The organism is Roseovarius sp. A-2, assembly GCF_002072155.1.
Lineage (GTDB): Bacteria > Pseudomonadota > Alphaproteobacteria > Rhodobacterales > Rhodobacteraceae > Roseovarius.
Genome location: NZ_BDIY01000014.1, coordinates 1 through 24572 on the forward strand (window position 1 = coordinate 1; position 24572 = coordinate 24572).

Below are 24572 nucleotides of genomic sequence, written 5' to 3' on the forward strand. Positions count from 1 at the left end.
CGATAACCTGAAGTTCACCGTCGACCTGATCGCGCCCATTGCGATGGAAGACGGGCTGCGCTTCGCCATCCGCGAAGGCGGCCGCACCGTCGGCGCAGGCGTCGTCAGCAAAATCCTCGAGTAACACTGATCCGCTTCGACATTTAGGGGGCGCGCGGATCATCTGCGCGCCCCCTTGCATTTCGGAGACGGAGATGAAGCGGATTTTTGACTATTTCGAAGCGCGGATCGATCCCTATCCCGCCGATCCGCCCACGCAACCGCCGGCGCGGTTCTGGTCGTTCCTGTGGCATTACGCGCGCCCGCTGGCGCCGTGGCTGATCGCCATGGCGGGCATTTCCGCGCTGTTTGCGGCGGTCGAGATCGTGCTGATGGGCTATCTCGGAACGCTGGTCAATCGCATGGCCGAGCTGGGGCCGGAGCGGTTTCTGGCGGAGGAATCCGCACGGCTGGGCGGTATGGGGGTGCTGCTGCTGTTCGTGTTGCCCGCGCTCAGCGTGATCGGGGCGCTGATCATGTACCAGACCCTGATGGGCAATTTCCCGCAACGCATCCGTTGGCAGGGGCATCGCTGGCTGTTGGGACAATCGCTGGGATATTTTCAGGATGAATTCGCCGGGCGCATCGCCACGCGGTTGATGCAGACCGCGCTCGCGGTGCGCGAGACGGTGATGAAATTGATGGATGTGGCGGTCTATATCCTGGCCTATTTCCTCGGTGCACTGGTGTTGGCCGGGGCGCAGGATCTGAGGCTGGCGGTGCCCTTCGCGCTATGGGCGCTGGCCTATGGCGCAATGCTGGCGGTGATCGTGCCCCGTCTGGGCCGGGTGTCGCAGGAACAGGCCGACGCGCGCGCGGATATGACGGGCCGCGTGGTCGACAGCTATACCAATATCGCCACGGTCAAGCTGTTCAGCCATGCCGCGCGGGAAGAGGCGCATGCACGCACCGGGCTCGACGGGTTCCTGCAAACCGTGCACCGGCAGATGCGGCTGGTGGCGGTGCAGGACATGGCGGTCAATCTGCTCAACGCGTTTTTGGCCGGGGCGGTGACGGGCCTTGGCCTGTGGCTGTGGCTGCATGGGCGGATTGATCTGGGCGCGCTGGCGGTGGCGATCCCGCTGGCGCTGCGGCTGGGGAACATGTCGCACTGGATCATGTGGGAGTTTTCGGCCCTGTTCGAGAATATCGGCACCGCGCGCGACGGGCTCGCGACGCTGTCGATGCCGCGCAAGGTGCAGGATACGCCTGTCGCGCGCCCGTTGGTGGTGGCGCAGGGCGCGATCCGGTTCGACGCGGTGCGGTTCGATTATGATCAGGCGGTCGGTGCCAAACCGGCGGTGATCGACGGGCTCGACCTTGCTCTGGCACCCGGCGAGAAGGTTGGTCTCGTGGGACGCTCTGGCGCGGGCAAGTCAACGCTGGTGAACCTGCTTTTGCGGTTCCATGACCTGAGCGGCGGGCGCATCGAGATCGACGGGCAGGATATCCGCGAGGTGACCCAGGACAGCCTGCGCGCCGCCATCGGCGTGGTGACGCAGGACACCGCCCTCCTGCATCGCTCGGTGCGCGACAACATCGCCTATGGCCGCCCGGGGGCCACCGAGGCCGAGATCCTGGCTGCCGCCGATCTGGCTGAGGCGGGGGAGTTCATCGCCGGGCTGTCGGATGCGCGCGGGCGGCGCGGCCTTGACGCGCATGTCGGCGAGCGTGGCGTCAAGCTTTCGGGTGGGCAGCGACAGCGCATTGCGATTGCGCGCGCCGCCCTAAAGGATGCGCCGATCCTGATGCTGGACGAAGCGACGTCGGCGCTCGACTCGGAGGTCGAGGCGGCGATTCAGGCGCAGCTTTACCGGCTGATGCAGGGCAAGACGGTGATCGCCATCGCGCACCGGCTCTCGACCATCGCGGCGATGGACCGGCTGATCGTGATGGACGAGGGGCGCATCGTCGAAGAGGGCACGCATGCCGCGCTCCTCGCGCAGGGCGGGCTTTACGCCCGGCTCTGGTCGCGGCAATCGGGCGGGTTTCTGAGCGAATAGGCCTGCCATGGCCGCTCTGGGGCAATCTGCCGCGCCGGTCCGGAGCGCCGACGCGGTAGTTGCATCCGCAGAACAGGGGGGCCGGGCGCAGGGCTTTGGCGCGCAATTCGTGATGAAAATCAAAGTGTCGTATTGATGCTGCACCTGCACAATCCGCTCTGCATGCAATGGTATTCAAGTAAGTTATTGAAATATTGACTTATTTTCGGCGTCCGGCACACTTGCCTCCCGAAGATAGTGGCCGCAGGGGCGAGGAGACGGCATGGGCGGAATACTCAAGGGAATGCGCGTGGTCGAAGGCTCGGCCTTTGTGGCGGTGCCGCTGGCGGGGATGACGCTGGCGCAGATGGGGGCCGAGGTGATCCGCTTTGACCGGATCGGCGGCGGGCTCGATGTCGGGCGCTGGCCACTGGCGCCAAGCGGGCAGAGCCTGTTCTGGGCCGGGCTGAACAAGGGCAAGAAATCCATCGCCGTGGATATGCGCCGCCCCGAGGGGCAGGAACTTGTGACCCGGATCGTGACCGCGCCGGGCGAGGATGCGGGGCTGTTCCTGACCAATCTGCGGGTGCGGGGCTGGATGGATTACGAGACGCTGAGCAAGTTTCGCGAGGATCTGATCATGGTCACCCTGATGGGAGACCGGCAGGGCCGCCCGCAGGTGGATTATACCGTGAATCCGGCGCTTGGCGTGCCCGCAATGACCGGCCCGGTGGGCTGGCCGGAGCCGGTGGCGCATGCGCTGCCCGCCTGGGATCTGATCGCGGGGCAATTGGTGGTGTCGTCGCTATTGACGGCGGAGCGGGACCGGCTGCGGCGCGGGCGGGGGCAGGAGGTGGAACTGTCGCTCAAGGATGTGGCGGCGGCCACGATGGGGCATCTGGGGATGATCGGAGATGCGGTGGTCAACGAGCGGGACAGGCCAAAATCGGGCAATGCGCTTTACGGTGCTTACGGTCAGGATTTCGTCTGCGCCTGCGGGCGGAGGGTGATGGTGATCGGCCTGACAGCCCGGCAATGGCGTGGGCTGGTCAAGGCCACCGGCACCGGGGCGGCGATGGCCGCGCTGGCCGGGCGCAAGGGCCGCGATCTGGATGACGAGGGCGCGCGGTGGGAGTTGCGCCGCGAGATCACCGCCATCCTGCGCCCGTGGTTTGCCTGCCGCGAGGTGGGTGATTTCGCCGAAGATTTCGACGCGGCGGGGCTGACCTGGTCGGTATTTCACACCCTGCGCGAGGCGCTGGCGGAGGATGCCGACCTGAGCGCGGCGAACCCGATGTTCGAGATGCTCGATCAGCCGGGGCTGGGCCAGTTTCCGGTGCCGGGGCATCCGGCGGTGTTCTCTGGGCATGGCCGCAGCGCCCCACGCGCGGCCCCGGTGCTGGGGGCCGACACCGAGGCGGTTCTGGGCGATGTGGTGGGTTTGAGCGATACCGAGATCGCGCAGCTTTTCGATGGTGGCGTCGTGCAGAGCCCGCGTTTCAAGGCGCGTCCAGCCGCCTGAGTGCCCGTATCAGCGTGGCCTCGGGCGTGCCGCTGGCATCGATCTGCGCCCAGTCCGGTGCCGGGCCGAACTGCTCCAGTTGGTGGCGCACGACGGCGGCATCGGCATCGGAGGCGTCGCCCTGCCGGGTTTCGACCCGCTCGACCATGGTTTCGGCATCAACGGTCAGCCACAGCCCGGTAAGGTTCGCGTCGGACGCCTTTGCCAAGTCGCCGAGCCTGCGACGTTCGTCCTCGCGTGCGAAGACGGCATCCACGACCACCGAATGCCCCGCCGACAAGACGCGCCGCGCCTTGTCGAGAAGCCGGTCGTAGACCCGCGCGCTGACCTCGGGCGTATAGGCCGTGTTGGGCAGAGGGGTGAGCGGATCGACACCGTAAAGGGCCTTGCGTTCGAGATCACTGCGCAGATGGATCGCGCCGGGAGGGGGCCCGACATGCGGGGACAGCCGCGTTGCGAGGGTGGTCTTGCCGGTGCCCGAAAGCCCGCCCACGGCAATCAGGCGTGGCGGCGGGGGCGACAGATGCGCGCGCGCCGCGTCGAGATAGGCACGGGCCTCGGCGTAGCGGGCGCTGCGGTCTTCGTCGGAGAGCCGCCCGGCCTGCACCGAGACCATCGCGCGAATCGCCGCGCGCAGCGCGAGAAAGAGCGGCATCAGTGCCAGAGCGTCGAGATGGTCGGGCGCACCCGCGTGAAACAGGTAGGAGGTCAGCGCCGCATTGGCCGCCTCGGACAGGTCGCGATGCAACAGGTCCATCAGCAGGAAGGCCAGATCGTAGAGCACATCGAGCGTGCCGAGTCGCTCGCTGAATTCCAGCGCATCGAAGGGCACCGGGCGTCCGTCCAGCAGAACGATATTGCCGAGATGCAGATCGCCATGGCCGCGCCGGATGAAGCCTGCGCGCCCGCGCGCGCGGAGCAGGTCCGACTGCCGGTCGATGCGATCCCGCAAAGCGCCGCGCAGCTCCGTAACCGCGTCGTGCGGCAGGACATCCGTCATCCCGGCCAGCGTCGTCTCCAACTCGTCCGCGACCGCAGAGACGAGCGCGGCACCGTCGGCGTCGCGGATCTCGGCGCGCGCGTGCAGTGCTGCGACGACGCGGCCCAAATCCTCGGCGATGGTGCGTGTGAGCATGCCGCGCGCAGCCATTTCCGACAGTTCAGCCCCTTTCGGAAAGCGGCGCATATGCAAGCACCATTCGACCACCTGCCCCTCGCCACCAAGCCGCAAGCCGCCGTCCGCCGCCCGCGTGACCGGCACCAGCCCGAGGTAGATCTCGGGTGCGGTGGGGCGGTTGAGCTCAAGCTCGCGGTCCAGCATGGCCTTGCGTTTCTCGAGGGTCGAGAAATCGAGATAGTCGTAGGTGACCGGGCGCTTGACCTTGTAGGCGTCGGCCTCGCTCAGAAAGACCAGCGCGCCATGCGTCCGGACCACCTCGACCGGCGTGGGTGTGCCGTGGGTCGCAGGGTCGGACAGAAAGGCTGTGATCGCGTCGAAGGACATGAGGTCTCCCGGGTTTGCTGTCCGTGTCGGGTATCCGCGGCCATCCTAGCGGCGCAGGCGCGCGGCACAATGCGTCACGGGTGCCTCAGCCGTGGCTTGGTATCGCGCGGTGATCGCCCAGGGCGTCGCGCATCGAATGGCGCAGGCGTTCTAGGCCGCGCTCGCGCAATTGCCGGACACGCTCGCGCGATATGCCGTAGACCGTGCCCAGCTGTTCGAGCGTCATGGGCGGATCCTTGAGCACGGTCGAGACGATGATCACCCGCTCCCGGTCGGGCAGTTTACCGAAATGGGTCTTCGCCTCCTTCCAGAAGGTGCGGCGATCCAGGCGGTCAGCGACATCCTGTTCGACATTGGAATTCGGGTCCTCGAGAAGGTGAATGATGTCATCGCCCTCGCCCTGCGCTGCGGGCTGATTGAGCGAGCTGTCATTGCCCGCAAAGGCCAGTCTGAAGCCGTCAAGCTCTGACGGCTCGAGCCCGAGGGCGGTGGCGACGCGCAGGTTTCTGGCCTCGCGGGTCTCGCCGGGGGGGGCGTTCACGTCATCCTCGAGCCGGTGGAGGTTGAAGAACACCTTGCGCGACTTGGCGGTGCGCGTGCGCTGCACCAGAGACCAGGTGCGAATGCGGTATTCCTGCAATTCGGCCCTGATCCACCAGGCAGCATAGGTCGAGAAGCGAAAGCCCTTTTCCGGGTCAAACCCGTTCGCGGCCTTGATCAGGCCGATATAGGCGTGTTGCAGCAGGTCGGGATCGTCGAGTTTCTTGTTGCGCGAATGGCGCTTGGCGGTCGCCATGGCGAGCGGGGCGAAGGCGTTGACCAAACGGTTTCGCGCCGCGACGTCGCGGTTTTCCTGCCAGGCGCGCGCCAGATGCTGCTCTTGCTGTGCGCTGAGAAAGCCCGGACGGGGCCGGTTGCCATGTGTCTTGGGGTCGCTCGGGATGAAGGGTTTGTTCATGATCCCCGCCTGTGACGATAACTTGTTTCGATTCGAAATCATATAGGTGTATGCGCTCTTGTCAAACTGGTTTCGATTCGATATCGGTTTTGCATGTCATCCCGAAGTCACACCACCGACCGTCTGGAAAAGCTGGCCGAGATGCTGGTACATGTCGGGCGATCCGCGCGTGCCGAGGGGCGCGAGGATATCCTGACCGCCGCGCAATGGACGGCCCTGCGGTTCTTTGCCCGCGCCAACCGGGCCTCGCGCACGCCCTCGGCCTTTGCCAGCTTTCAGGCGACGACACGGGGCACGGCCTCGCAGGTGATCAAGTCATTGGTGCGGGGCGGATATCTGGAACGGCATGCCTCGGAGACCGACAAGCGCAGCGCGCGCTTTGAGGTGACGACGCGAGGCCGCGAGATCCTCGAACGTGACCCGCTTCGCCACCTTGTTTCGGCCCTTGCCGGGCTGAGCGAGGCCGATCACACCACCCTCGCCCGCGCGCTTCCGGAGATCGCCTCGAACCTCGCACGCCGTCGTGGTGATCGCGGTTTTGGCACCTGCGGCGATTGCCGCTATTTCGAAGATCGCGACGGGGCTGCCTATTGCGCCTGCGTGGCCAGCGACCTTGCCCCGTTCGAGATCGGTCAGCTTTGCGCGAATTTCTCCACCACCCCGACAGAGACCGAGCCCACAGGATCCAAGCCATGAGCCAGACCAACCAGAATGACGACCCGCGCAGCGGCCTGCCCGCAATGATCGCAGTCAGCAGCGGCAAGGGCGGTGTCGGCAAATCGACCGTGACGGTCAATCTCGCGCTCGCCCTGCGCGAAAGCGGCTTGCGCGTCGGGATCGTCGATGCCGATCTTTACGGCCCCTCGATCCCCGGCATGCTGGGGCTGGCCGAGAGCGGCACTCCCGCCATGTCGCCCGCGAAAAAGGTGATTCCCGCAGAGGGGCATGGCATCAAGGTGATCTCGATGGCGATGCTGACCAGCGACGACAAACCCGCCGTGCTGCGCGGGCCGATGGTGACCAAGTACTTGCAGATGTTCATCACGCAGGTCGATTGGGCGGGCATCGACCTGTTGCTGCTCGACCTACCGCCGGGGACGGGGGATATTCAACTCACTTTGGCGCAGGCCTTTCCGCTGACCGGTGCGGTGGTGGTGACGACGCCGCAGGACGTCAGCCTGCGGATCGTGCGGCGCGGGCTGCGGATGATGGAACAAGTCAACGTGCCGATCCTCGGCGTGGTCGAGAACATGAGCGGCTTTACCTGCCCGTGCTGCGGCACGGTCACGGATATTTTCAGTCAGGGCGGCGGTGCGCGGATTGCGCAGGCGCTGCAGGTGCCGTTTCTGGGCAGCGTGCCGCTTGACCCGGAGGTGGTGGAGAGCGGCGATAGCGGGCGGCCCGCCATCCTGAGCGCGCCGCAGAGCAAGGCGGCGCAGGCGTATCGCGATGTGGCCTCGGCGCTCTCGGGCCGTGTGGATGGGGCCCGGCGCGGTCTGCACATCCCGTTCGACTGGCAGGTGACCAAGGGCACGGGACAGCCCGCCCCCGGTGCCGTCGATCCGGACGGCAACCCGGAATTGCCGGTCGCATTGCGCTATGACGATGCCACCCTGCGGATCACATGGGAAGACGGGGCCGAGATGGCGGTGAGCCCGCGCGACCTGCGGCTCGCCTGCCAATGCGCCGCCTGCCGCGACGAGATGTCGGGCGCGCGCCTGCTCGATCCCGCGAGCGTGCCGCTGGACGTGGCACCCACGCGGATCTGGAATGTCGGAAATTACGGGATCGGTGTGGCGTTCAGCGATGGTCACCGTTCGGGGATTTATACCTTCAAGGCGCTGCGCGCGATGGAGGCGAGCGATCTCGAAGATGTCTGACGTTACACAGCCCAGGCGCCGGATCCGCGCCCAGGCCTCAGACCGCGATCCGACGGCCATGCGGTTCCTGCTCGACAGCGATATTCAGCCCGGCCAGAGTGCGCGCTTCACGGCGGCCGAGGCGGGTAGCGCCCCCTTGGCCGAAGCCCTTTTTGCCATCGACGGGGTGGCGCAGGTGCAGGTCAGCGGCGCGTCGATCCATGTCCGGCGCGTCGACGGGGCAGACTGGGCGGCCCTGAAGCCGCGCATCGCAGAGGCGATCCGCACGGTCCTTGATACCAGCGACCATCCGCTTGGCGCGGCGCAGGCGCACCGGGATGACGATGCGCGCATCTTGAGCCGGGTGCAGGACCTGCTCGACCGGCAGGCCAATCCGGCGATTGCCGCGCATGGCGGCAGTGTGCGCGTTGACCGGGTGGAGAAGGCCCGCGTCTATCTGCGCTTTGCCGGGGGGTGCCAGGGCTGTGCGGCCTCGTCGCAAACCCTGCGCGAGGGGATCGAGACGATGCTGCGCGCGGCCCTGCCCGAGATCGCGGAGATCATCGACGTGACCGATCACGACGCCGGGGTGAACCCCTATTACACGTCCGATGATGGCCCGTCGCCAAAGTTGATGCGCCCGGTTCCCGCCACGGTCGTGGATCGCAGTGAGGGCGAGTTGCGGATCGACCCGGAGTTTCTGGCACGGCGTCTCGGGCTGACACCGGACACGCTGTCGGCGGGCCTCGCCAATGGCGATATCGAGCGTCATGTCGAGACGCGCGCCGGTCAGAGCGGTCCAATCACCCGCGTCGCCGTGTTTGCGCCGACCCGGGCCTGGGCTGCGGATCTGCACGACGACGGCCGGATTTTCGAGGTGCCGCCGCCGCGCAGATCGACACCGGAAAAGGCGCAGGATCAAACCCTCGCCGACCGGCTGCGCGCGCATCTTGCGCGGCTCGGCCCCGAGGAGATACCGATCACCTATGGCGCGCTGGCGCGGGGCGTGGGGCTCTATCTGCCCGGCTCGGTGCGCAAGGTGACCGCAGCGCTGGAAACCACGATGCGCGAGGATGCCGCCGCCGGTCGGCCCTTTGTGGCGGCACAGGTGGTCAACCGTCATTCCGGAGTGCCGGGGCAGGGGTTCTTTGATCTGGCAGAACAGCTTGGCACGCCATTGGTGCCCGATCCGGCGGTTCTGGCCCGCTATCGCCAAGGCCTGCCCGCCCGCGCCTGACACTGCTGCGGCGCGAATCCGCGCAAGGCGGTGCGCCGCGCTTGCACTTGCATGGCGAAGCGCTGACATATTTCGCAGATCATAGAGGAGTGATGCCCGATGCGTGCCCTTTGTCTTTCGCTCATGTTGGTGGCGCCCCCCGCGCTTGCCGACGATATCGCGCTCGGCAGTCGGGTCAGCGACGTGACCCTCTATCCGCAGGGTGCGACGGTGACCCGCGAGGTGCCCTTTGCCGCGCCTGAGGGCGCGCATGAATTGATCCTCGCCGATCTGCCGCGCGGCACGCCGCTTGCCTCGGTGCGGGTCAGCGTGGAGGGTGCCCGCATCGGCGGGGTGACGACGCGGCGCGATTATGTGCCGCCCCGCGACATCGCCGAGAGCCCGGACCTGCTGGCCGCCCGCGCCGAGGTGGAGCGGCTGGAAGAGGCGCTGCGCACCGCCCGCGCCGGGATCGAGGATATCCGGCTGGAGGCCGAGGCGGCGCGCGCGCGCCTCGCCTTTCTCGACCGGATCGGGCAGGGCGACGATGTGGCCACGCTCGACCTCGACCGTCTGCGTGCGCTGTCGCAGATGATCGGCAGCGAAACCCTTGCTGCGCGTCAGGTCGCGCTTGACGCCACCCGCCGGGCCGAGGCCGCGACCCGTGCGCTTGCCGATCAGGACGCGGCGCTAAAGGACGCGCGCAGGGCGCTTGCCGCACTTGTCCCCGAGCAGGAGGCGCGCGCCATGCTGGCCGTTGCGATCACCGCCGAGACGGCGACCGAGGGGCGCATGACCGTCACCTATACCATCCCCAATGCAGGCTGGCAGCCGCTATATGACCTGCATCTCGCCCGCGACAGCGGCGCGCTGCGGATCGAGCGCGGGGCCCTTGTGCGCCAATCCACCGGCGAGAACTGGCAGGATGTGGCGCTGAGCCTCTCGACCTCGCGCCCGTCGGAGCAGACAGAGCCCGGGCAGATCTGGCCCTGGGTGCCGCGTGTTGTTGACCCGGAGGAGGTCCGGCCGCTTGCGCGTCAGAAGGGGGGCGAGGCGGCGATGTCACTGGCCGCGCCGATGGCCGAGATGGCCGATAGCGTGACGGCGGAGGCCGATTTCGACGGTCTTTCGGTGACCTACCGCTACCCGGCGCCGGTCGATGTCGCGACCGGGGCGGATCATGTGCGGCTGATGCTGGGAACGCTGGAGGCCGAGGCCGAAATCGTTGCGCAGGCAGTACCGATGGTCGATCAGACCGCCTACGTAATGGCCGATTTCACCAATGACACGGGCGAGATCCTGTTGCCCACGTCCGAGGCGCGGTTCTATCTGGATGGTCGGTATGTCGGGCAGCGCGGCCTTGACCTGATCGCCGCCGGGGAGGACGCGAAGCTGTCCTTCGGCCCGGTCGACGGTCTCCGCCTGAGCCGCGTGCTGCGGGATCGCAACGAGGGCGACCGGGGCCTTGTCCGCAAGTCCAACGAGATGTCGGAGAGCGTCATGATCGAGGTCGAGAACTTGACCGATACGGTCTGGCCGCTGCGGGTGATCGACCGGGTGCCGGTGTCGGAACAGGAGGATCTGGAGATCACCTGGAGCGCCTCGCCCGAGCCGACCGGTGAAAATGTCGATGATCGGCGCGGTATCCTGGCATGGGAGTTCGATCTGCCCGCAGGCGCGACGCAGACCATCCGGCTCGACACCGCGATGGAGTGGCCCGGGGGCAAGGTGCTGCGCTGAGCGAAAAGAAAGCGGCGGTGCCGATCCGGCCCGCCGCCTTTTTTCCTGTGGTCCGCCGCGTTACTGGCAGCGTTTCTCGGCCTCTCCGACCGCCGCCGTATAGCCCATGAGCGAGAACGTATCCTTGGTCTGCGTGCCGCGCGAGGATCGCGCCGTCAGCACCGCATCCGCCCCACGCTTCATCGCCGCGAGGATCTTGGCATCGTCCTCGGTGGTGGCAGGCCAGGCCCATTCGCCTTCGGTGAACAGCTCGAACTCGCTGCCGTCGATCTTCATGTTGACGGTTGAACCACCGGCAAAGGGATAGCCGCCGGTAAAGGTGATCTGCCCCTGCACGCCCGCGCCGGGGCGAAAGAAGGTCATCAGCAGGATATCGCCCCGCCGCACGGCAACGACGCGCCCGTCGCGGGTATTGACCGTTTCGGTGGGGGCCGAGACCGCCCAGCATTCGCGCGGGTCGCTGTCCTCGAACACGCTCCACGCCGTATTGGCGGCGACCTGATTGTTGCTGGTGTCCTGCGCGAGGGGGGCCGTTGCCATCAACGCTGCCAGTGCCAGTGCCAGTCCGCCCGCAAATCGTGATACCATATGTCCAGCCTCCAAGCTGTCCTGAGCCTCAATTTAAAGGGCCGCTTGCATTCCTTCCCGGAATTCTTTTGATATGCGGCCAGTCCTGTCTCGACAGTGCAACATTAGCCTGAAACAGGCGAGTAATGAAAGATGGTATTGGCGGATTTTCGCACAGTTCGCACAGCCCTCTCGCCTTTATGAACCGGAGCCCCCGAATGACCAGCCCCATTCCCCTGACCGAAATCTGGCGCGGCCCGCGCCCCGAGAGCGTGCATCTGGGTCACGCGGTGATCTGCGATGCGTCGGGCGGGATCGTCGAGGCCTGGGGCAACCCCGAAGAGGTTGTGCTGCCACGCTCCTCGGCCAAGATGTTGCAGGCGTTGCCGCTGATCACCAGCGGGGCGGCGCATGCGCATGGGCTCGGGACGGAACAATTGGCGCTGGCCTGTGCGTCGCATGAGGGCGGTGAAATCCACACGTCACGGGTGCGCCGCTGGGTCGGGGATCTGGGGCTTTCGGATGACGATTTCCGCTGTGGTGCGCATATGCCGTGGGACAAAGACGCCCACAAGCTCCTGCTCTGCTCCGAGACTGCACCCTGTCAGGTGCATAACAACTGCTCGGGCAAGCATGCCGGGTTTCTGACGCTCAATCGCCATCTTGGCGGCGGGCCAGATTATGTCGCGCCCGACCACCCTGTACAAAAGGCGGTGATGGAGGCGTTTGAGGAAATCACCGGCGAGACCTCGCCCTATTTCGGCATCGACGGCTGTTCCGCGCCGAACCCGGCCTGTTCCCTGCATGGCATGGCGCGCGCGATGGCGTGGTTTGCGGGCGCGTCCGAGACCGGCGGCATGGTCGAGAACGCCGCCGTGCGGCTCTGGCAGGCGATGGTGGCGCATCCCGAACTGGTGGCGGGCAAAGGGCGCGCCTGCACCGAGTTGATGCGCGCCTGTTCCGAGCCGGTAGCGCTCAAGACCGGGGCCGAGGCGTTCTTTATCGCGATCCTGCCGCAGCGCAGGCTGGGGGTCGCGCTCAAGATCGCCGATGGCGGCACGCGCGGCGCGGAATGCGCCATCGCTTCAATCCTCGTGCGGCTTGGCGCGCTCGATCCCGAACACCCTACCGCGCGCAGGTTCCGCAACGCGCCGATCGTCAACTGGCGCGGAATCGAGACGGGGATGATCAAGCCCGCCGCCGCGCTCGCCTGAGTCGCGGCCCTCGGCAATCTTTCACCGATCGGGCAAGGTGCCCTTTTCGGGCGGTGTTCCGCCTGAACGCAGCGTGCGCACGGGCAGGTTCCCGCCCGGATCGCGCGGACGGCGTTGGTCCGCCCATGGCGCCCCTGCGTTTTGGCTGATTTCCGCATGTTTTTCAGGTGTTTGGTGCGATCCGATGACAGGGTGACCGGACGGTCCCATCTTGGTGCCACGGTCGCGCAGAGGCGTGGCCCGAACACTGAAACGAAAGGATGTCTGAGATGACCAAGACAACGCTTGCCACCGGCTTTGCCCTGACCCTTGCCCTGCCTGGCCTCGCGCTGGCGGGGGAATTCGCGTCGATGGATGCCAATGGCGATGGGTATATCACCATGTCGGAGTTCCAGCAGGCCATGCCCGAAGCCCCGTCGGAAGCCTTCATGGAGGCCGACGCCGATGCCGACGGCGCGCTCAACGAAGAGGAACTCGCCGCCGCGAAAGAGGAAGGCATCCTGCCGCCGAGCGAAGGCTGATTCAACGTTCGGGGCACGCCACCACGTGTGCCCCGAACGCCCGCCCGCCTGCGGGTCAGGCGACCAATCTGGTTTCCCACCGGCGCAGACAGCGCCGCGCGGCTGCATCCGCCATGTCCCCGTCCATGGGATCGACATTGAATAGCTCCGGGAACAACGCCTTGAGCTCCGCATGCTCCGCCGCACTCAGCGCGCCGAGTGCCATCTCGCCCAGATGCAGGCTCTCGCTCGGGATACCCTCGGCAAGAACCACCTCGTGCCGATCGAACGCCAGATGCACATAGCGCACCCGTGATCGAGGCACCTGACGGATCGTGTCGCCGTTCACAAGATGCAGCGCCGCGACCAGCACCTGCGGTTGGCCGAAATACATTTCCGTGCGCCAGTCGCCAATCAGCATCCGATGTTGCGGTGACACCACCAGCTTGCGCCAGTTGCCAAGCGCCCCTGCCGCGATCTCGATCGGGGCCATGGGACCGCGCCCCGGAACTTCGCGTTGGCCGCTCCACCGCACGGGTTGCAGACCATGATCGAGGGTGCGCACCAGATCGCCCGCGCGGATCACCTCGACCGGAAGCGGCCCGGTCTCGGTCTCGATCAGGGTGCCGGCGGCAAAACAGGGAAAGACCGGCGCATCGGGAGAGAACGTGTCGAACGAGAGTTGCTGGTCGCGGCGCGGTTCCAGCCCCGGGCCGAATTGCACGGTGCCTGCGGTCAGCCCGTTGATATCGAACACGATATTCGCCGGGCTGGTGATGACCTGATGCTCGGCGGATGAGGCCCGCCCCTGAAACTGGTCGTGCTGGGGATTGAGGTTTGAAAAAATCGGCGGTTCGGGCGGATCAGCGTCGGGCCAGGCGTAGATATCGACGAACTGCCCGTTGCTGAACAGGTTGTCGCCCGGGTTCACCTGCCGGATCACGACGCGGAACACGTCGCTGGATGTGCCAAGCGGCTCGACCCCTTGCAGGGTCACCTTAACGCCGTTGCTGTTGCCGGATGTCGAAACGCTGGAAAAGGTGCCGACCTCGTCCCCGGTCACGAATATTTCCACTTCGGCCACGCCGGGTCTCCTTGCAACTCATCCCCCCAGGATTTGTTGCCGGATCGGTTGCGCTTAATCTGCCTGAAAGATGATATACGATCAATAGTTAAGAGGCAGAGCCATGGAACTCTTCGCGACCGTAGCCCTGCACATACAACAGTGCCGTCAAATCGCCGTGAGTGATGCGGATATCGCAGTCTGCGGCCACCGAGGGCTTGGCATGCAGTGCCACGCCCGCGCCCGCGCGCCCGAGCATGCCCAGATCATTCGCCCCGTCGCCGACGGCGATCACGTCCGCCTCGGAAATCCCCAAACGGGTGCTGATTTCTTCCAGCGCCTGCACCTTGGCGGCGCGCCCCAGAATGGGCCGCGCAACATCGCCTACTAGCGTGCCACCCTCGGCCAGCAGCGTGTTGGCGCGGTGCTCGTCAAAGCCCAGATGCGCCGCGACGGCATCGGTGAAGGCGGTGAACCCGCCCGAGACCAGCGCGCAATAGGCGCCCTGTGCGCGCATCGTCGCCACCAGCGTGGCACCGCCCGGCATGTAGGTGATGCGGGTGCGCAGCACCTCGCCGATCACCGCCTCATCGAGGCCCCTGAGCAGCGCCACACGTTCCAGCAGGGCCGCTTCGAAATCAAGCTCGCCATTCATCGCCCGCGCGGTGATCTCGCGCACATGCGCGCCGACGCCTGCGACCTCGGCCAGCTCGTCGATGCATTCCTGCTCGATCATCGTGCTGTCCATATCCGCCAGCAGCATCCGCTTGCGCCGCCCCGCGGTGGGTTGCACCACCAGGTCGACGCTTTGCGCCTGCAGATCGGCCCAAACCTCCCAGCGGTTGCCGGGGATCTCGGCGAGGGGAAATTCGGCGGCCTCGTCCGGGGCCAGCCAGAGCACATCGCCGCCGCCCCAGGCATTGCGCAGGCTTTCGACAAGGGCAGGCTCCAGCGTGGCGGGGCGCGCGATCAGGGTGGCTGTGAACATGCGGTCGGGTTCCGGTCTCGGGCGCGTGGTGGCGCGGATGTCACTCGGCGTGCTTTTAGCGCCCTTTCCGGCGTGGCGAAAGGGGGCGCCACACCGACCAAATGCCAATCGTCGTAGGGCGGCGAGTTGTGTTATGGTCGCCCAAACACGGGAGGACGTGATGACCGATCTGGCCCATGTGACAGAGATCGACCGCGCACTGAGCGGACAGGCCGACCCGGGCGGGCGCGATGCGCTGGTGCTCGACAGTTGGCGGCGCTGCGTCGAGACCTACGGCATGGATCCCGCCCGGGCCGAGGCGGCGCATATCGTGACCGATGCCGAACTGCGCCGCCACCGCGAGCAATCCGAGCGGTTGATCGCCACCGCGCGCTCGGGGTTGCATGCGCTGTTCCGGCAGGTTGCGGGGCAGAATTACGTGTTGCTGCTGGCTGATGCCGAAGGGGTCTGCGTGGACTTCTTCGGCGATCCGCGCTTTGAGGACGAGTTGCGGCAGGCCGGGCTGCACCTGGGCTCGGACTGGTCCGAGAATCTTGCCGGCACCTGCGGCGTCGGCTCCTGCCTTGTGACCGGCGAGGCGGTGACGATCCACCAGAGCGATCATTTTGGCGTGACGCATACGCCGCTGTCCTGCACCGCCGCGCCGATCTACGACATGCAGGGGCAGTTGACGGCGGTGCTCGATATCTCGTTGCTGCGCTCGCCCTCGCCGAAATCGAGCCAAAACCTTGCGATGAACCTCGTGCGTGCGTCGGTGCGGCGGGTGGAGATGGCGAATCTGATGGCGATGACGCGGCGCGATTGGGTGCTGCGGTTTTCGGCCTCGCCCGAGTTCCTCGAGGTCGATCCGGAGGCGGCGGTGGCGCTGGACGGGTCGGGACGGATCGTGGGCATGACCCATGGCGCGCGCGATCTGCTGGTGTCGGAAGGGCAGGGAGACCTCATCGGCATGCCCATCAACCGGGTGCTCGACATATCCGTCGACGACCTGCCCGACCTGATGCGCGGTCGCCCCACCGAGGACCGGGTGCTGCGCCTCAAGGACGGGCGCGGTCTTTTCGGTCACGCCATCGCGCCACAGGTGGCGCGGGTGGCGCGCGGCCCCACGCCGTCCTCCGATCTGCCGGGCGCGCTCGGCGGGTTTGCCGGGCCCGATCCGGTGCTCGAACCTGTCTTGCTGCGCGCCGCGCGCCTGGCCGCAACGCCGGTGCCCCTGCTGATCGAGGGCGAGACCGGCACCGGCAAGGAAATGCTGGCGCGCGCCCTGCATGTCTGCGGACCGCCGGGCCGGGCCTTTCATGCGCAGGTCTGCGCCGGGCTTGACCCAGGGGCGATCGGGGCATTGGCCGGGGCCACGCCCGGCACGCTCTTTCTCAAGGGGATCGAGGATCTGTGTGCGCGGGGGCAGGCCGCGCTTCTGACGCTACTAGAGGCGCGCGGAGATCTGCGCCCCGTCGCCTCGGCGCGCTGCGATTTGGCGCGCGCCACGCAGGAGGGGCGGTTTCGCGCCGATCTTTTCTTTCGGTTGATGGGCGACCGGCTGCGTCTGCCGCCGCTGCGGCTGCGGCACGATGTCGATTGGCTGATCGACCGGCTGTTGCGACGGCTGAGCGACCGGGATCTGAGCCTGTCGCCGGCCGCCCGTGCCGAACTGGCGGCACGCCACTGGCCCGGCAATATCCGTGAACTGGAAAACGCGATCCGGGTCGCGGTCGCGGTGACGGAAGGCCGGGTGATCGACCTGCCGGACCTGCCCGCGCCCTCGCTTGCGTCAGCGCATGACGGCACCCCGGAGCAGGATCTCGAAGCGCTGCTCGATGCCTGCGGCTGGAACATGTCGCGCGCGGCGCGCCGGTTGGGTGTCAATCGCTCGACGGTGCTGCGACGGGTGCGAAAGGCCAGGCTCAGGCCGCCGAGTTAAGCGCGCAAGCATCCTGCGTGCAGTCAGGCCCCGAGGGTCTTGGCGGCCCAGACCAGCATTAACCCGATCACCAGCGCGAGAAATCCCAGAAGCCGACGTGCCTCGGGCGGCAGGGTGGCGAGGGCGACAAGCATCTGGTCGATAAGCGAAGGGGCCAGCGCATAGACCAGCCCCTCCACGATCAGCACCAGCCCGAGGGCCAGAAGCGCGGTTTCGATCATTGGTCGGGAGTACCCGAACGCAGATAATCGAAGAATTCGCTGTCCGGTGTCATCACCATCGAGGAATTGCTGCCCTGAAGCGCCTTTTCATACGCTTCGAGCGAACGGTAGAAAGAATAGAACTCCTGATCCGCGCCGTAGGCGGCGGCATAGATCGCGCTGCGTTCGGCGTCGGCCTCGCCCCGGATCACCTGCGCTTCGCGCTCGGCATCCGACAGGGTTTCGGTCACGGTCCGGTCGGCAAGGGCACGCACGCGCTGCGCCGCCTCGTTACCTCTGGCGATCTCGTCGGCGGCCTCGCGTTCCCGCTCGGCGCGCATCCGGGCGAAGGTGGCGTCAAGGTTCTGCTCCGGCAGGTTGGTCTGCTTGAGGCGCACGTCGACCACGTCGAGGCCAAGACCCTGCGCGCTGAGTTGAGACTGTCGCTGGATGCGGCGCATCAATTCGCGCCGATCCTCGGAGAGGATGGTGTCGGACGTCACCTGATCGGCACCCAGCACCTCGCGGATCTGAGCGTTGAGAACCGAGGACAGGCGATTCTCGGCTACCGCGAGACCGCCCACGCCGACGGCTTGGCGGAACTGGACCACGTCGTTGATCCGGTAGCGCGCGAAGGCATCGACCACGAGACGGCGGTCATCCGACGGGGTGACTTCGATCGTGTCGGTATCGAGCGACAGGATCCGGTCGTCATAGCGCACGACCTCCTGGATGAAGGGGATCTTGAAGGCGAGTCCCGGCTCTTCCTTGACGTCCTTGATCTGGCCGAACTGAAGGACCAGGGCCTTTTCACGCTCGTCCACCACGAAGATCGAGGAGAGGCCGAGAAAGACGACCACGACGAGGAACGGAATGATAAACTTCGTCTTGCCCATGATCTCAGTTCCCCTGATTGGTGGCGCTGTTGCGGCGCAGTTCGTTCAGCGGCAGGTACGGCACTATGCCACTGCCTTCGCCGGATCCGATAACCGACTGATCGAGGATCGTCTTGTCGATATCGCCCAGAACCTGCTCCATGCGCTCCAGATAGAGGCGCTTGCGCGTGACTTCGGGTGCTTTCAAGTATTCCTCGAGAACCGAGGTGAAGCGGCTGGCGTCACCTTGCGCCTCGTTGACCACGCGGGCGCGGTAGCCTTCGGCCTCTTCCAGCGTCTGCGCGGCCTCACCACGGGCCTCGGCGAGCACGCGGTTGGCGTAGGCGTCGGCCTGGCGTTGCAGGCGGTCGCGTTCCTGTTCGGCGGCCTGCACCTCGCGGAAGGCGTCGATCACCTCGCGCGGCGGGTCGGCCTTGTCGAGGTTGACACGAACGATGCGAATGCCGCTTTTGTATTCGTCCATGGTCGCCTGAATGTCCTCCATCGCGGTGTCAGCGATGATGCCACGGTCGCGGTTGAGGATCGGGGCAAGGTTCGAGGCCGCGATGATTTCGCGCATCACGGATTCGGACACCGCCTGTACGGTCAGTTGCGGATCGCGGATGTTGAACAGGAGCAGGGCCGGGTCGGCGATGTTCCAGACCACCTGAAAGTTGATGTCCACGATATTGGCATCGGTGGTCAGCATCAGCCCTTTATTGCCGCGCCCCTGTCGCTCGCCGATATCCTCGGTGCGCTCCGAGGTCACGTTGACGATCTCGTGGCTCACGACCGGCCAAGGCGCGAAGTTCAGGCCGGGCTGTCCGGTCTGGTAATACTCGCCGAGAAACAACTCGACGGATTGTTCTTCGGGTTTGACGGTATAGAGGCTGGCGAACACCCAGAGCGCTACCGCGCCGAGTGCGGCCAGACCGATCGTGCCCTTGCCGAATTGCGGGCCGTCGCCGCCACCCCCGCCGGTGCCGTTCGCGCCGCCACCGCGACCGCCCATCAGAACGCGAAGCTGGTCCTGACCCTTGCGCACCAGATCGTCGATCTCGGGCAGTTGCGAGCCGCCTTCAGGGGGGCGTCGCCCGCCGCCCTTGTTGGGGCCACGGTCGCCGCCGTTGCCGCCGCCCGAATTGCCGCCGCCGCCCCAGGGGCCGCCAGAATTTCCAGCCATACGTTGTCTCTTCCCTTGTTGTCCCAGCCGTTTGCGACTTTGCCTTCTACCTGTGCAGCACAGGCGAAAAATCAAGCCGTCAGATAGGCGTTTTCATTGTTACCAGCTCTTCCGACATGGTCGGGTGCACCGCGACTGTGCGGTCGAAATCCTCTTTGGTGGCACCCATCTTTACGGCGATGCCTGCCAGCTGGATCATTTCGCCCGCACCGGGTGCTACGATATGACACCCCAGCACCTTGCGGGTTTCCCGGCTTACGACGAGTTTCATCAGCACCCGATCGGGGCGGCCGGCAAAGGCGGTCTGCATCGGTTTGAACGAGGTGCAGTAGACATCGATCGGCTCCTGATCGCGCGCCGCTTCTTCGCTCAGGCCCACGGTGCCCATCTCGGGTTGGGTGAAGATCGCGGTCGGGATAAGGTCGTGATCGACCGGAGTCGGGTTGCCGTTGAACACGGTTTCCACGAAGGCCATGCCCTCGCGGATCGCCACCGGGGTGAGGTTCACCCGATCGGTCACATCGCCGATGGCATAGACGGAAGGAACGCCGGTCTGGCTATACTCATCGACCACGATTTCGCCCTTGCGCCCGGTGGCGACGCCTGCGGCCTCAAGCCCCAGATCCTCGGTGTTGGGGGCGCGTCCGGTGGCGAACATCACCTGTTGATACATGGCCTCGGTGCCGTTGGTGGCGGTGACGCGATAGCCATCCTCGGCGGGCTCCATCGCCTCGATATTGGTGCCAAGATGCAGGTCGATACCGGATTGGATCATCTCGTCCGAGACCAGCCCGCGCGCCTCGCCGTCAAAGCCGCGCAGGATCTGCGCGCCGCGATAGAACTGCGTCACCTGCACGCCGAGGCCGTTGAGGATGCAGGCAAACTCGCAGGCGATATAGCCGCCGCCGATGATCAGAATCGACTTGGGCAGCGTTTCAAGGTGAAAGATGTCGTTCGAGGTGATGGCGTGTTCGGCCCCCGGCAGATCGGGTTTCACGGGCCGTCCGCCGGTGGCGATCAGGATATGCCGCGCGCTCTTTCGTGTTCCGTCGGCCAGTTCCACGGTATGCGGATCGACCAGCCGCGCACGGGCGTCGAAACTCTCGACCCCGTTGTTGCGCAGGATGCCGCGATAGACCCCTTCGAGCCGGTCAAGCTCAGTGTGCAACTTGGTCTTGAACGCATCCCAGTCAAAGCCACCGGCATGCACCGTCCAGCCATAGGATTGCGCGTCGGCCATGGCCGCGTGATATTCCGAGGCGAAGACCATCAGCTTTTTCGGCACGCAGCCCCGGATCACGCAGGTGCCACCGTAGCGGTCCTCTTCGGCAAGCGCGACCTTTGCCCCGCCTTGCGCGGCCACCCGCGCTGCGCGCACCCCGCCGGAGCCGCCGCCAATCACGAAAAGATCGTAGTCGAATGCCATGCCGGTTCCTTGTATCAGTCGTTCAGATCAGTGAAAAGATTGTCGTTCTCGACGAAATCAAGCCGGTCTTCCTCGACCGTGCCCTCGTTGATGTCGCGCGTCTCGACCCGGCCATCCCCGTAACCGAGGATCACCACGTCGCAGATATCGAGAAAGAGCCCGTTCTCGACCACCCCCGGCATCTGGTTGAGCGCCATCGACAGTTGATGCGCGTTGCCGATGCGGCCCAGGTGCAGGTCGATGATGTAATTGCCCTCATCGGTGATGAAGGGCCGCTCGCCGTTCATCCGCAGCGTCGCGTCGCGGCCCAGAACGTCCATGTTGATCAGCAACTCCTCGACCAGCGACTTGGTGGTCTGCCAGCCGAAGGGGATCACCTCGACCGGCAGGGGGAAGGCGCCGAGCGCCTCGACCTCCTTGCCGACATCGGCGATCACCACCATCTGATCGCTTGCCGTTGCCACGATCTTTTCCTGCAAGAGCGCACCGCCGCCGCCCTTGATCAGGTTGAGATTGGCGTCGAATTCATCGGCCCCGTCGATGGTGACGTCGAGCCATTTGGCCTCGTCGAGGCTGATCACCTCGATGCCCACTTCGCGGGCCAGTTCGGCGGTACGGGTCGAGGTGGGCACGCCCCTGATCTTTAGCCCGTCCTCGCGCACCATCTCGCCCAGGCAGCGCACCATCCAGGCGGCTGTGCTGCCGGTGCCAAGACCCACGCGCATCCCGTCCTCGACGAAATCCACCGAGCGTTTGGCCGCCACGAACTTGGCCTTGTCGATGGGCGATAATTCTCCGGTCATGGCTGCGACTCCCCGTGTGTTCCGCCCGGGTTATAGGAGAGTTGGGGCCGGGGTGCGAGGGGCAATTGCGCGGCTCGGCCCCGGTTCAGATGGTCAAGTGCCGGGCCCGCGCGCCCCGTTCGATGGCCGCCGCATGCAGCCGGTCGATGTTCAGCTCGTAGCGGATTTCCTCCAACAGGCGCAATTCGCGGTCATTGAGCCTACCGTCGGCCGCCGCCACATCGCAGGCGAGCGCATAAGCGGTCTCGAACAGTTGCTCGGGCAGGTTGTCGCGTATGAGGCCGAACAGCGCGTCGAGCCCATCCTCGACGCTGAAGAGATCAAACACCGTCTGCGACATCACCCGCAGGCGGTCGAGATCGTAGGCGGCAAAGATCGGCAGGTTGTTCACCGTGCTCTCGATCTTGACGAGTTCCGCGGTGCGCATGTCCTCGTCCGAGGCGGAAACGGCGATCATGACCGCGACAAGACAGTCCTGCGGGGTCAACGGGTGGGAGATCGGATCGGTCATTCTGAGCCTTTCAAGCCGGGCGGTGTTGCAGTGCAGAATATTGACTGTTCCGCCCCCCCGCAATAGGAACCGGCGAAGCCTTGCCGGTGGCCTGACCGGCGTTGCAGGAGACGATCCGATGTCCGAGATGCGCGAAGCCGCGATGAATTCGAAAGCCTGGCCTTTTGAAGAGGCGCGCCGCGTGCTCAAACGGTATGAGAAAAACCCGCCGGAAAAGGGCCATGTGCTGTTCGAGACCGGCTATGGCCCTTCTGGCCTGCCGCATATTGGCACCTTCGGCGAGGTGTTGCGCACCACGATGATCCGCCGCGCCTTTGAGGTGATCAGCGATATTCCGACGCGGTTGATCTGCTTCTCCGACGATCTCGACGGGATGCGCAAGGTGCCGGGCAATGTGCCCAACCGTGAGATGTTGGCCGAGCATCTGCAAAAGCCGCTGACCTCGGTGCCCGACCCGTTTGGCACGCATGACAGCTTTGGCGCGCATAACAACGCCATGCTGCGCCGATTTCTCGACACGTTCGGGTTCGAGTATGAGTTCATTTCGGCGACCGAGTTCTACGCCTCGGGGCAGTTCGACGAGGTGCTGCTGCGCGCCGCCGCGCGCTATGACGACATCATGAAGATCATGCTGAAATCCCTGCGCGAGGAGCGTCAGCAGACCTATTCGATCTTCCTGCCCATCCATCCCGAAACGGGGCGTGTCCTTTATGTCCCGATGAAGGAGGTCAACGCCAAGGACGGCACCGTGACCTTTGACGACGAGACCGGCCGAGAATGGACGCTGCCGGTGACGGGCGGCAATGTGAAGCTGCAATGGAAGCCCGATTTCGGCGCCCGTTGGGCCGCGCTCGGCGTCGATTTCGAGATGTATGGCAAGGACCATTCCACCAACACGCCGATCTATGACGGCATCTGCCGCGCGCTTGGGATGCGCGCGCCGGAGCATTTCACCTATGAGCTGTTTCTGGATGAGAACGGGCAGAAGATCTCCAAGTCGAGTGGCAACGGAATCTCGATCGACGAATGGCTGAGCTATGCCGCGACGGAATCCCTGAGCTATTTCATGTATCAAAAGCCCAAGACCGCCAAGCGCATGCATTTCGACGTGATCCCCAAGGCGGTGGATGAGTATCACCAGCAATTGCGCGCCTATGCCGGGCAGGACATCACGCAGCGCCTGAACAACCCGGTTCATCACATCCATAATGGCGACGTGCCCGAGAGCCGTATGGTGGTGCCGTTCTCGATGCTGCTGAACCTGGCCTCGGTTTCGGCCGCGCATGACAAGGAGACGCTCTGGGGCTTTATCCGCCGCTACGCGCCCGAGACGAGCGCCGAGACCCATCCCGACATGGATGCCGCCGCCGGTTACGCGGTGCGCTATTACGAGGATTTCGTCGCCCCCGCCAAGACCTATCGCGCGCCTACCGATCTGGAGCGCGAGGCACTGACCGATCTGCGCGACCAACTGGCAGCCTATGACGGGCCGGTGGAGGACGAGGCGCTGCAATCCATCGTCTATGCCGTGGGCCGTGACCGGTTCGACCCGCTGCGCGACTGGTTCAAGGCGCTTTACGAGGTGCTGCTCGGGGCCTCGCAGGGGCCGCGCTTTGGCGGGTTCATAGCACTTTATGGCGTTCAGGAGACGGTGGCGCTGATTGACAGGGGGCTGGCGGGCGAGTTGGCCTGATCTGGATCATTGCGCGGCTTTGGCCCGCTTGCTACCTTTCGGGAAAAGAACAAGGGGCGAGCGATGCGGACCATAGCCATTTTGACAGCAGCGGCACTTGCGGCCTGCGCGCAGACAGTATCCATGCCGGATGCGCGCGAGGGGGCCGCAATCTATGCCGATAAGTGCGCGCAGTGCCACGGGGCCTCGGGCAAGGGCGACGGGCCGTGGGCCGCGGGCATGGTGCCGCCGCCTTCGGATCTCACGCAACTGACGATGGACGGGGAATTCCCGCGCGCGCATGTGCTGTCGGTGATCGACGGATATGACCGCACCGACCTGCCGGGCAAGGATATGCCGGAATTTGGGCTGCTGCTGGAAGGCGATACCGTTCCGGTCGATGTGGGCGACGGGGTGCTGACACCGACGCCGCGCCCTCTGGCGGCGCTGATGGCCTATCTGGAAGGTATTCAAGAGGGGTGACGCCCGCAGGAATCAGCCGCCCCGGATCAGCTCATCCTCATCATCCGAGGCCGACAGCCCGAGCGCATCGAGCCCGTTTTCCAGATGATCCGACAAATGCGGCGTGCCGAGCAGGTAATCGGCGCAGGGGGTCGTCGCCTCCTCAGAGGCGGTGCGCTTGGCCTCTTCCAGATCCTCGGCCTCGAAGCTGCCGCGTCCGATCCACATGACGGCGACGAGGCTGGCCTGTTCCTCCTCGCTCAATCGTTCGATGAAGGCGCGCAGTTCCCCCTCTGCCCGGTCCAGTTCCCGGGACATCAAAATGATCTGCGCGATCTTGTGCACTGTGATGTCGATCATGGCATCC

The 24572-nt window shown here is 65.7% G+C and carries 23 protein-coding genes and 1 pseudogene; 12 read left to right on the forward strand and 12 right to left on the reverse strand.

Going from position 1 to position 24572, the window contains the following annotated elements; genetic code table 11:
* The 3 genes and pseudogenes from tuf to BHD06_RS14740 form a co-directional block, all read left to right on the forward strand.
* A pseudogene (gene tuf / locus BHD06_RS14730) lies at positions 1-124 on the forward strand (elongation factor Tu); the annotation flags it as partial.
* Between the two features lie 70 nt (positions 125-194).
* Positions 195-2042 (forward strand): ABC transporter ATP-binding protein, encoded by a 1848-nt coding sequence (locus BHD06_RS14735; protein ID WP_080457739.1) that lies wholly within the window; start codon positions 195-197, stop codon positions 2040-2042.
* 262 nt (positions 2043-2304) lie between these two features.
* Positions 2305-3543, forward strand: coding sequence for a CoA transferase (locus tag BHD06_RS14740; protein WP_080457740.1), 1239 nt, complete (start codon positions 2305-2307; stop codon positions 3541-3543).
* Here BHD06_RS14740 and BHD06_RS14745 read toward each other — a convergent pair.
* Together BHD06_RS14745 and BHD06_RS14750 are read right to left on the reverse strand one after the other, a co-directional pair.
* Positions 3521-5047, reverse strand: a complete 1527-nt coding sequence (locus tag BHD06_RS14745; RefSeq protein WP_080457741.1) for a bifunctional aminoglycoside phosphotransferase/ATP-binding protein — start codon at positions 5045-5047, stop codon at positions 3521-3523. The genes BHD06_RS14740 and BHD06_RS14745 overlap by 23 nt on opposite strands.
* An 85-nt stretch (positions 5048-5132) precedes the next feature.
* Positions 5133-6005, reverse strand: a complete 873-nt coding sequence (locus BHD06_RS14750) for a sigma-70 family RNA polymerase sigma factor (RefSeq protein WP_176214367.1) — start codon at positions 6003-6005, stop codon at positions 5133-5135.
* 93 nt (positions 6006-6098) lie between these two features.
* Here BHD06_RS14750 and BHD06_RS14755 point away from each other — a divergent pair, with 93 nt between their 5' ends.
* The 4 genes from BHD06_RS14755 to BHD06_RS14770 all read left to right on the forward strand — a co-directional run bounded on the left by BHD06_RS14755 (position 6099) and on the right by BHD06_RS14770 (position 10820).
* Positions 6099-6701, forward strand: a complete 603-nt coding sequence (locus tag BHD06_RS14755) for a MarR family winged helix-turn-helix transcriptional regulator (protein WP_080457743.1) — start codon at positions 6099-6101, stop codon at positions 6699-6701.
* The gene (locus BHD06_RS14760) at positions 6698-7885 is read left to right on the forward strand and encodes a P-loop NTPase (RefSeq protein ID WP_080457744.1); all 1188 of its coding nucleotides are present in this window, start codon (positions 6698-6700) and stop codon (positions 7883-7885) included. The genes BHD06_RS14755 and BHD06_RS14760 overlap by 4 nt, the downstream gene beginning before the upstream one ends.
* Positions 7878-9101, forward strand: coding sequence for a NifU family protein (locus BHD06_RS14765; RefSeq protein ID WP_176214368.1), 1224 nt, complete (start codon positions 7878-7880; stop codon positions 9099-9101). The genes BHD06_RS14760 and BHD06_RS14765 overlap by 8 nt, the downstream gene beginning before the upstream one ends.
* A gap of 99 nt (positions 9102-9200) precedes the next feature.
* Complete coding sequence (locus BHD06_RS14770) at positions 9201-10820, forward strand: DUF4139 domain-containing protein (protein WP_080457746.1); 1620 nt, start codon at positions 9201-9203, stop codon at positions 10818-10820.
* 60 nt (positions 10821-10880) lie between these two features.
* Here the strand turns inward: BHD06_RS14770 and BHD06_RS14775 are convergent, their stop codons facing one another.
* On the reverse strand, positions 10881-11408 hold the full coding sequence (locus BHD06_RS14775; RefSeq protein WP_176214369.1) for an invasion associated locus B family protein: 528 nt from the start codon (positions 11406-11408) through the stop codon (positions 10881-10883).
* Positions 11409-11605: 197 nt separating this feature from the next.
* Here BHD06_RS14775 and BHD06_RS14780 point away from each other — a divergent pair, with 197 nt between their 5' ends.
* Both BHD06_RS14780 and BHD06_RS14785 read left to right on the forward strand, forming a co-directional pair.
* On the forward strand, positions 11606-12601 hold the full coding sequence (locus BHD06_RS14780; protein ID WP_080457747.1) for an asparaginase: 996 nt from the start codon (positions 11606-11608) through the stop codon (positions 12599-12601).
* A gap of 269 nt (positions 12602-12870) precedes the next feature.
* On the forward strand, positions 12871-13122 hold the full coding sequence (locus tag BHD06_RS14785; protein WP_080457825.1) for a calcium-binding protein: 252 nt from the start codon (positions 12871-12873) through the stop codon (positions 13120-13122).
* A gap of 55 nt (positions 13123-13177) precedes the next feature.
* Here BHD06_RS14785 and BHD06_RS14790 read toward each other — a convergent pair whose 3' ends face one another.
* Entirely contained in the window at positions 13178-14185 is a 1008-nt protein-coding gene (locus BHD06_RS14790; protein WP_080457748.1) for a Hint domain-containing protein, read from the reverse strand.
* Positions 14186-14273: 88 nt separating this feature from the next.
* Positions 14274-15152 carry a phosphoserine phosphatase SerB gene (serB, locus tag BHD06_RS14795; protein WP_080457749.1) on the reverse strand — a complete coding sequence of 293 codons (879 nt, stop codon included), beginning with the start codon at positions 15150-15152 and terminating at the stop codon, positions 14274-14276.
* A gap of 160 nt (positions 15153-15312) precedes the next feature.
* Between serB and BHD06_RS14800 the strand changes: the two genes are divergently transcribed.
* Entirely contained in the window at positions 15313-17073 is a 1761-nt protein-coding gene (locus BHD06_RS14800) for a sigma-54-dependent Fis family transcriptional regulator (protein ID WP_080457826.1), read from the forward strand.
* A gap of 23 nt (positions 17074-17096) precedes the next feature.
* On the opposite strand, the gene BHD06_RS14805 is transcribed toward BHD06_RS14800, so the two are convergent.
* The 6 genes from BHD06_RS14805 to BHD06_RS14830 all read right to left on the reverse strand — a co-directional run bounded on the left by BHD06_RS14805 (position 17097) and on the right by BHD06_RS14830 (position 22071).
* Positions 17097-17294, reverse strand: a complete 198-nt coding sequence (locus BHD06_RS14805; protein ID WP_080457750.1) for a DUF2065 domain-containing protein — start codon at positions 17292-17294, stop codon at positions 17097-17099.
* A complete protein-coding gene (gene hflC / locus BHD06_RS14810) occupies positions 17291-18169 on the reverse strand; it encodes a protease modulator HflC (protein ID WP_080457751.1) in 879 nt (292 codons plus the stop codon). The genes BHD06_RS14805 and hflC overlap by 4 nt, the downstream gene beginning before the upstream one ends.
* 4 nt (positions 18170-18173) lie before the next feature.
* A complete protein-coding gene (gene hflK, locus BHD06_RS14815) occupies positions 18174-19331 on the reverse strand; it encodes an FtsH protease activity modulator HflK (RefSeq protein ID WP_080457752.1) in 1158 nt (385 codons plus the stop codon).
* A 79-nt stretch (positions 19332-19410) separates the two neighbouring features.
* Positions 19411-20757 (reverse strand): glutathione-disulfide reductase, encoded by a 1347-nt coding sequence (gor, locus tag BHD06_RS14820; RefSeq protein WP_080457753.1) that lies wholly within the window; start codon positions 20755-20757, stop codon positions 19411-19413.
* Positions 20758-20771: 14 nt separating this feature from the next.
* Positions 20772-21560 (reverse strand): ribose-5-phosphate isomerase RpiA, encoded by a 789-nt coding sequence (gene rpiA / locus BHD06_RS14825; protein ID WP_080457754.1) that lies wholly within the window; start codon positions 21558-21560, stop codon positions 20772-20774.
* 85 nt (positions 21561-21645) lie between these two features.
* Positions 21646-22071 carry a tellurite resistance TerB family protein gene (locus BHD06_RS14830; RefSeq protein ID WP_080457755.1) on the reverse strand — a complete coding sequence of 142 codons (426 nt, stop codon included), beginning with the start codon at positions 22069-22071 and terminating at the stop codon, positions 21646-21648.
* 118 nt (positions 22072-22189) lie between these two features.
* Between BHD06_RS14830 and BHD06_RS14835 the strand changes: the two genes are divergently transcribed.
* A complete protein-coding gene (locus tag BHD06_RS14835; protein WP_080457756.1) occupies positions 22190-23764 on the forward strand; it encodes a lysine--tRNA ligase in 1575 nt (524 codons plus the stop codon).
* 63 nt (positions 23765-23827) lie between these two features.
* Complete coding sequence (locus tag BHD06_RS14840) at positions 23828-24226, forward strand: c-type cytochrome (protein ID WP_080457757.1); 399 nt, start codon at positions 23828-23830, stop codon at positions 24224-24226.
* Between the two features lie 12 nt (positions 24227-24238).
* On the opposite strand, the gene BHD06_RS14845 is transcribed toward BHD06_RS14840, so the two are convergent.
* Positions 24239-24565 carry a DUF3775 domain-containing protein gene (locus BHD06_RS14845; RefSeq protein WP_080457758.1) on the reverse strand — a complete coding sequence of 109 codons (327 nt, stop codon included), beginning with the start codon at positions 24563-24565 and terminating at the stop codon, positions 24239-24241.
* Positions 24566-24572: the final 7 nt, after the last annotated feature.

Coding starts and splice junctions, on each gene's coding strand:
- BHD06_RS14735 (WP_080457739.1), top strand. CDS start 195: ATGAAGCGGATTTTTGACTATTTCGAAGCGCGGATCGATCCCTATCCC.
- BHD06_RS14740 (WP_080457740.1), top strand. CDS start 2,305: ATGGGCGGAATACTCAAGGGAATGCGCGTGGTCGAAGGCTCGGCCTTT.
- BHD06_RS14745 (WP_080457741.1), bottom strand. CDS start 5,047: ATGTCCTTCGACGCGATCACAGCCTTTCTGTCCGACCCTGCGACCCAC.
- BHD06_RS14750 (WP_176214367.1), bottom strand. CDS start 6,005: ATGAACAAACCCTTCATCCCGAGCGACCCCAAGACACATGGCAACCGG.
- BHD06_RS14755 (WP_080457743.1), top strand. CDS start 6,099: ATGTCATCCCGAAGTCACACCACCGACCGTCTGGAAAAGCTGGCCGAG.
- BHD06_RS14760 (WP_080457744.1), top strand. CDS start 6,698: ATGAGCCAGACCAACCAGAATGACGACCCGCGCAGCGGCCTGCCCGCA.
- BHD06_RS14765 (WP_176214368.1), top strand. CDS start 7,878: ATGTCTGACGTTACACAGCCCAGGCGCCGGATCCGCGCCCAGGCCTCA.
- BHD06_RS14770 (WP_080457746.1), top strand. CDS start 9,201: ATGCGTGCCCTTTGTCTTTCGCTCATGTTGGTGGCGCCCCCCGCGCTT.
- BHD06_RS14775 (WP_176214369.1), bottom strand. CDS start 11,408: ATGGTATCACGATTTGCGGGCGGACTGGCACTGGCACTGGCAGCGTTG.
- BHD06_RS14780 (WP_080457747.1), top strand. CDS start 11,606: ATGACCAGCCCCATTCCCCTGACCGAAATCTGGCGCGGCCCGCGCCCC.
- BHD06_RS14785 (WP_080457825.1), top strand. CDS start 12,871: ATGACCAAGACAACGCTTGCCACCGGCTTTGCCCTGACCCTTGCCCTG.
- serB (WP_080457749.1), bottom strand. CDS start 15,152: ATGTTCACAGCCACCCTGATCGCGCGCCCCGCCACGCTGGAGCCTGCC.
- BHD06_RS14800 (WP_080457826.1), top strand. CDS start 15,313: ATGACCGATCTGGCCCATGTGACAGAGATCGACCGCGCACTGAGCGGA.
- BHD06_RS14805 (WP_080457750.1), bottom strand. CDS start 17,294: ATGATCGAAACCGCGCTTCTGGCCCTCGGGCTGGTGCTGATCGTGGAG.
- hflC (WP_080457751.1), bottom strand. CDS start 18,169: ATGGGCAAGACGAAGTTTATCATTCCGTTCCTCGTCGTGGTCGTCTTT.
- hflK (WP_080457752.1), bottom strand. CDS start 19,331: ATGGCTGGAAATTCTGGCGGCCCCTGGGGCGGCGGCGGCAATTCGGGC.
- gor (WP_080457753.1), bottom strand. CDS start 20,757: ATGGCATTCGACTACGATCTTTTCGTGATTGGCGGCGGCTCCGGCGGG.
- rpiA (WP_080457754.1), bottom strand. CDS start 21,560: ATGACCGGAGAATTATCGCCCATCGACAAGGCCAAGTTCGTGGCGGCC.
- BHD06_RS14830 (WP_080457755.1), bottom strand. CDS start 22,071: ATGACCGATCCGATCTCCCACCCGTTGACCCCGCAGGACTGTCTTGTC.
- BHD06_RS14835 (WP_080457756.1), top strand. CDS start 22,190: ATGTCCGAGATGCGCGAAGCCGCGATGAATTCGAAAGCCTGGCCTTTT.
- BHD06_RS14840 (WP_080457757.1), top strand. CDS start 23,828: ATGCGGACCATAGCCATTTTGACAGCAGCGGCACTTGCGGCCTGCGCG.
- BHD06_RS14845 (WP_080457758.1), bottom strand. CDS start 24,565: ATGATCGACATCACAGTGCACAAGATCGCGCAGATCATTTTGATGTCC.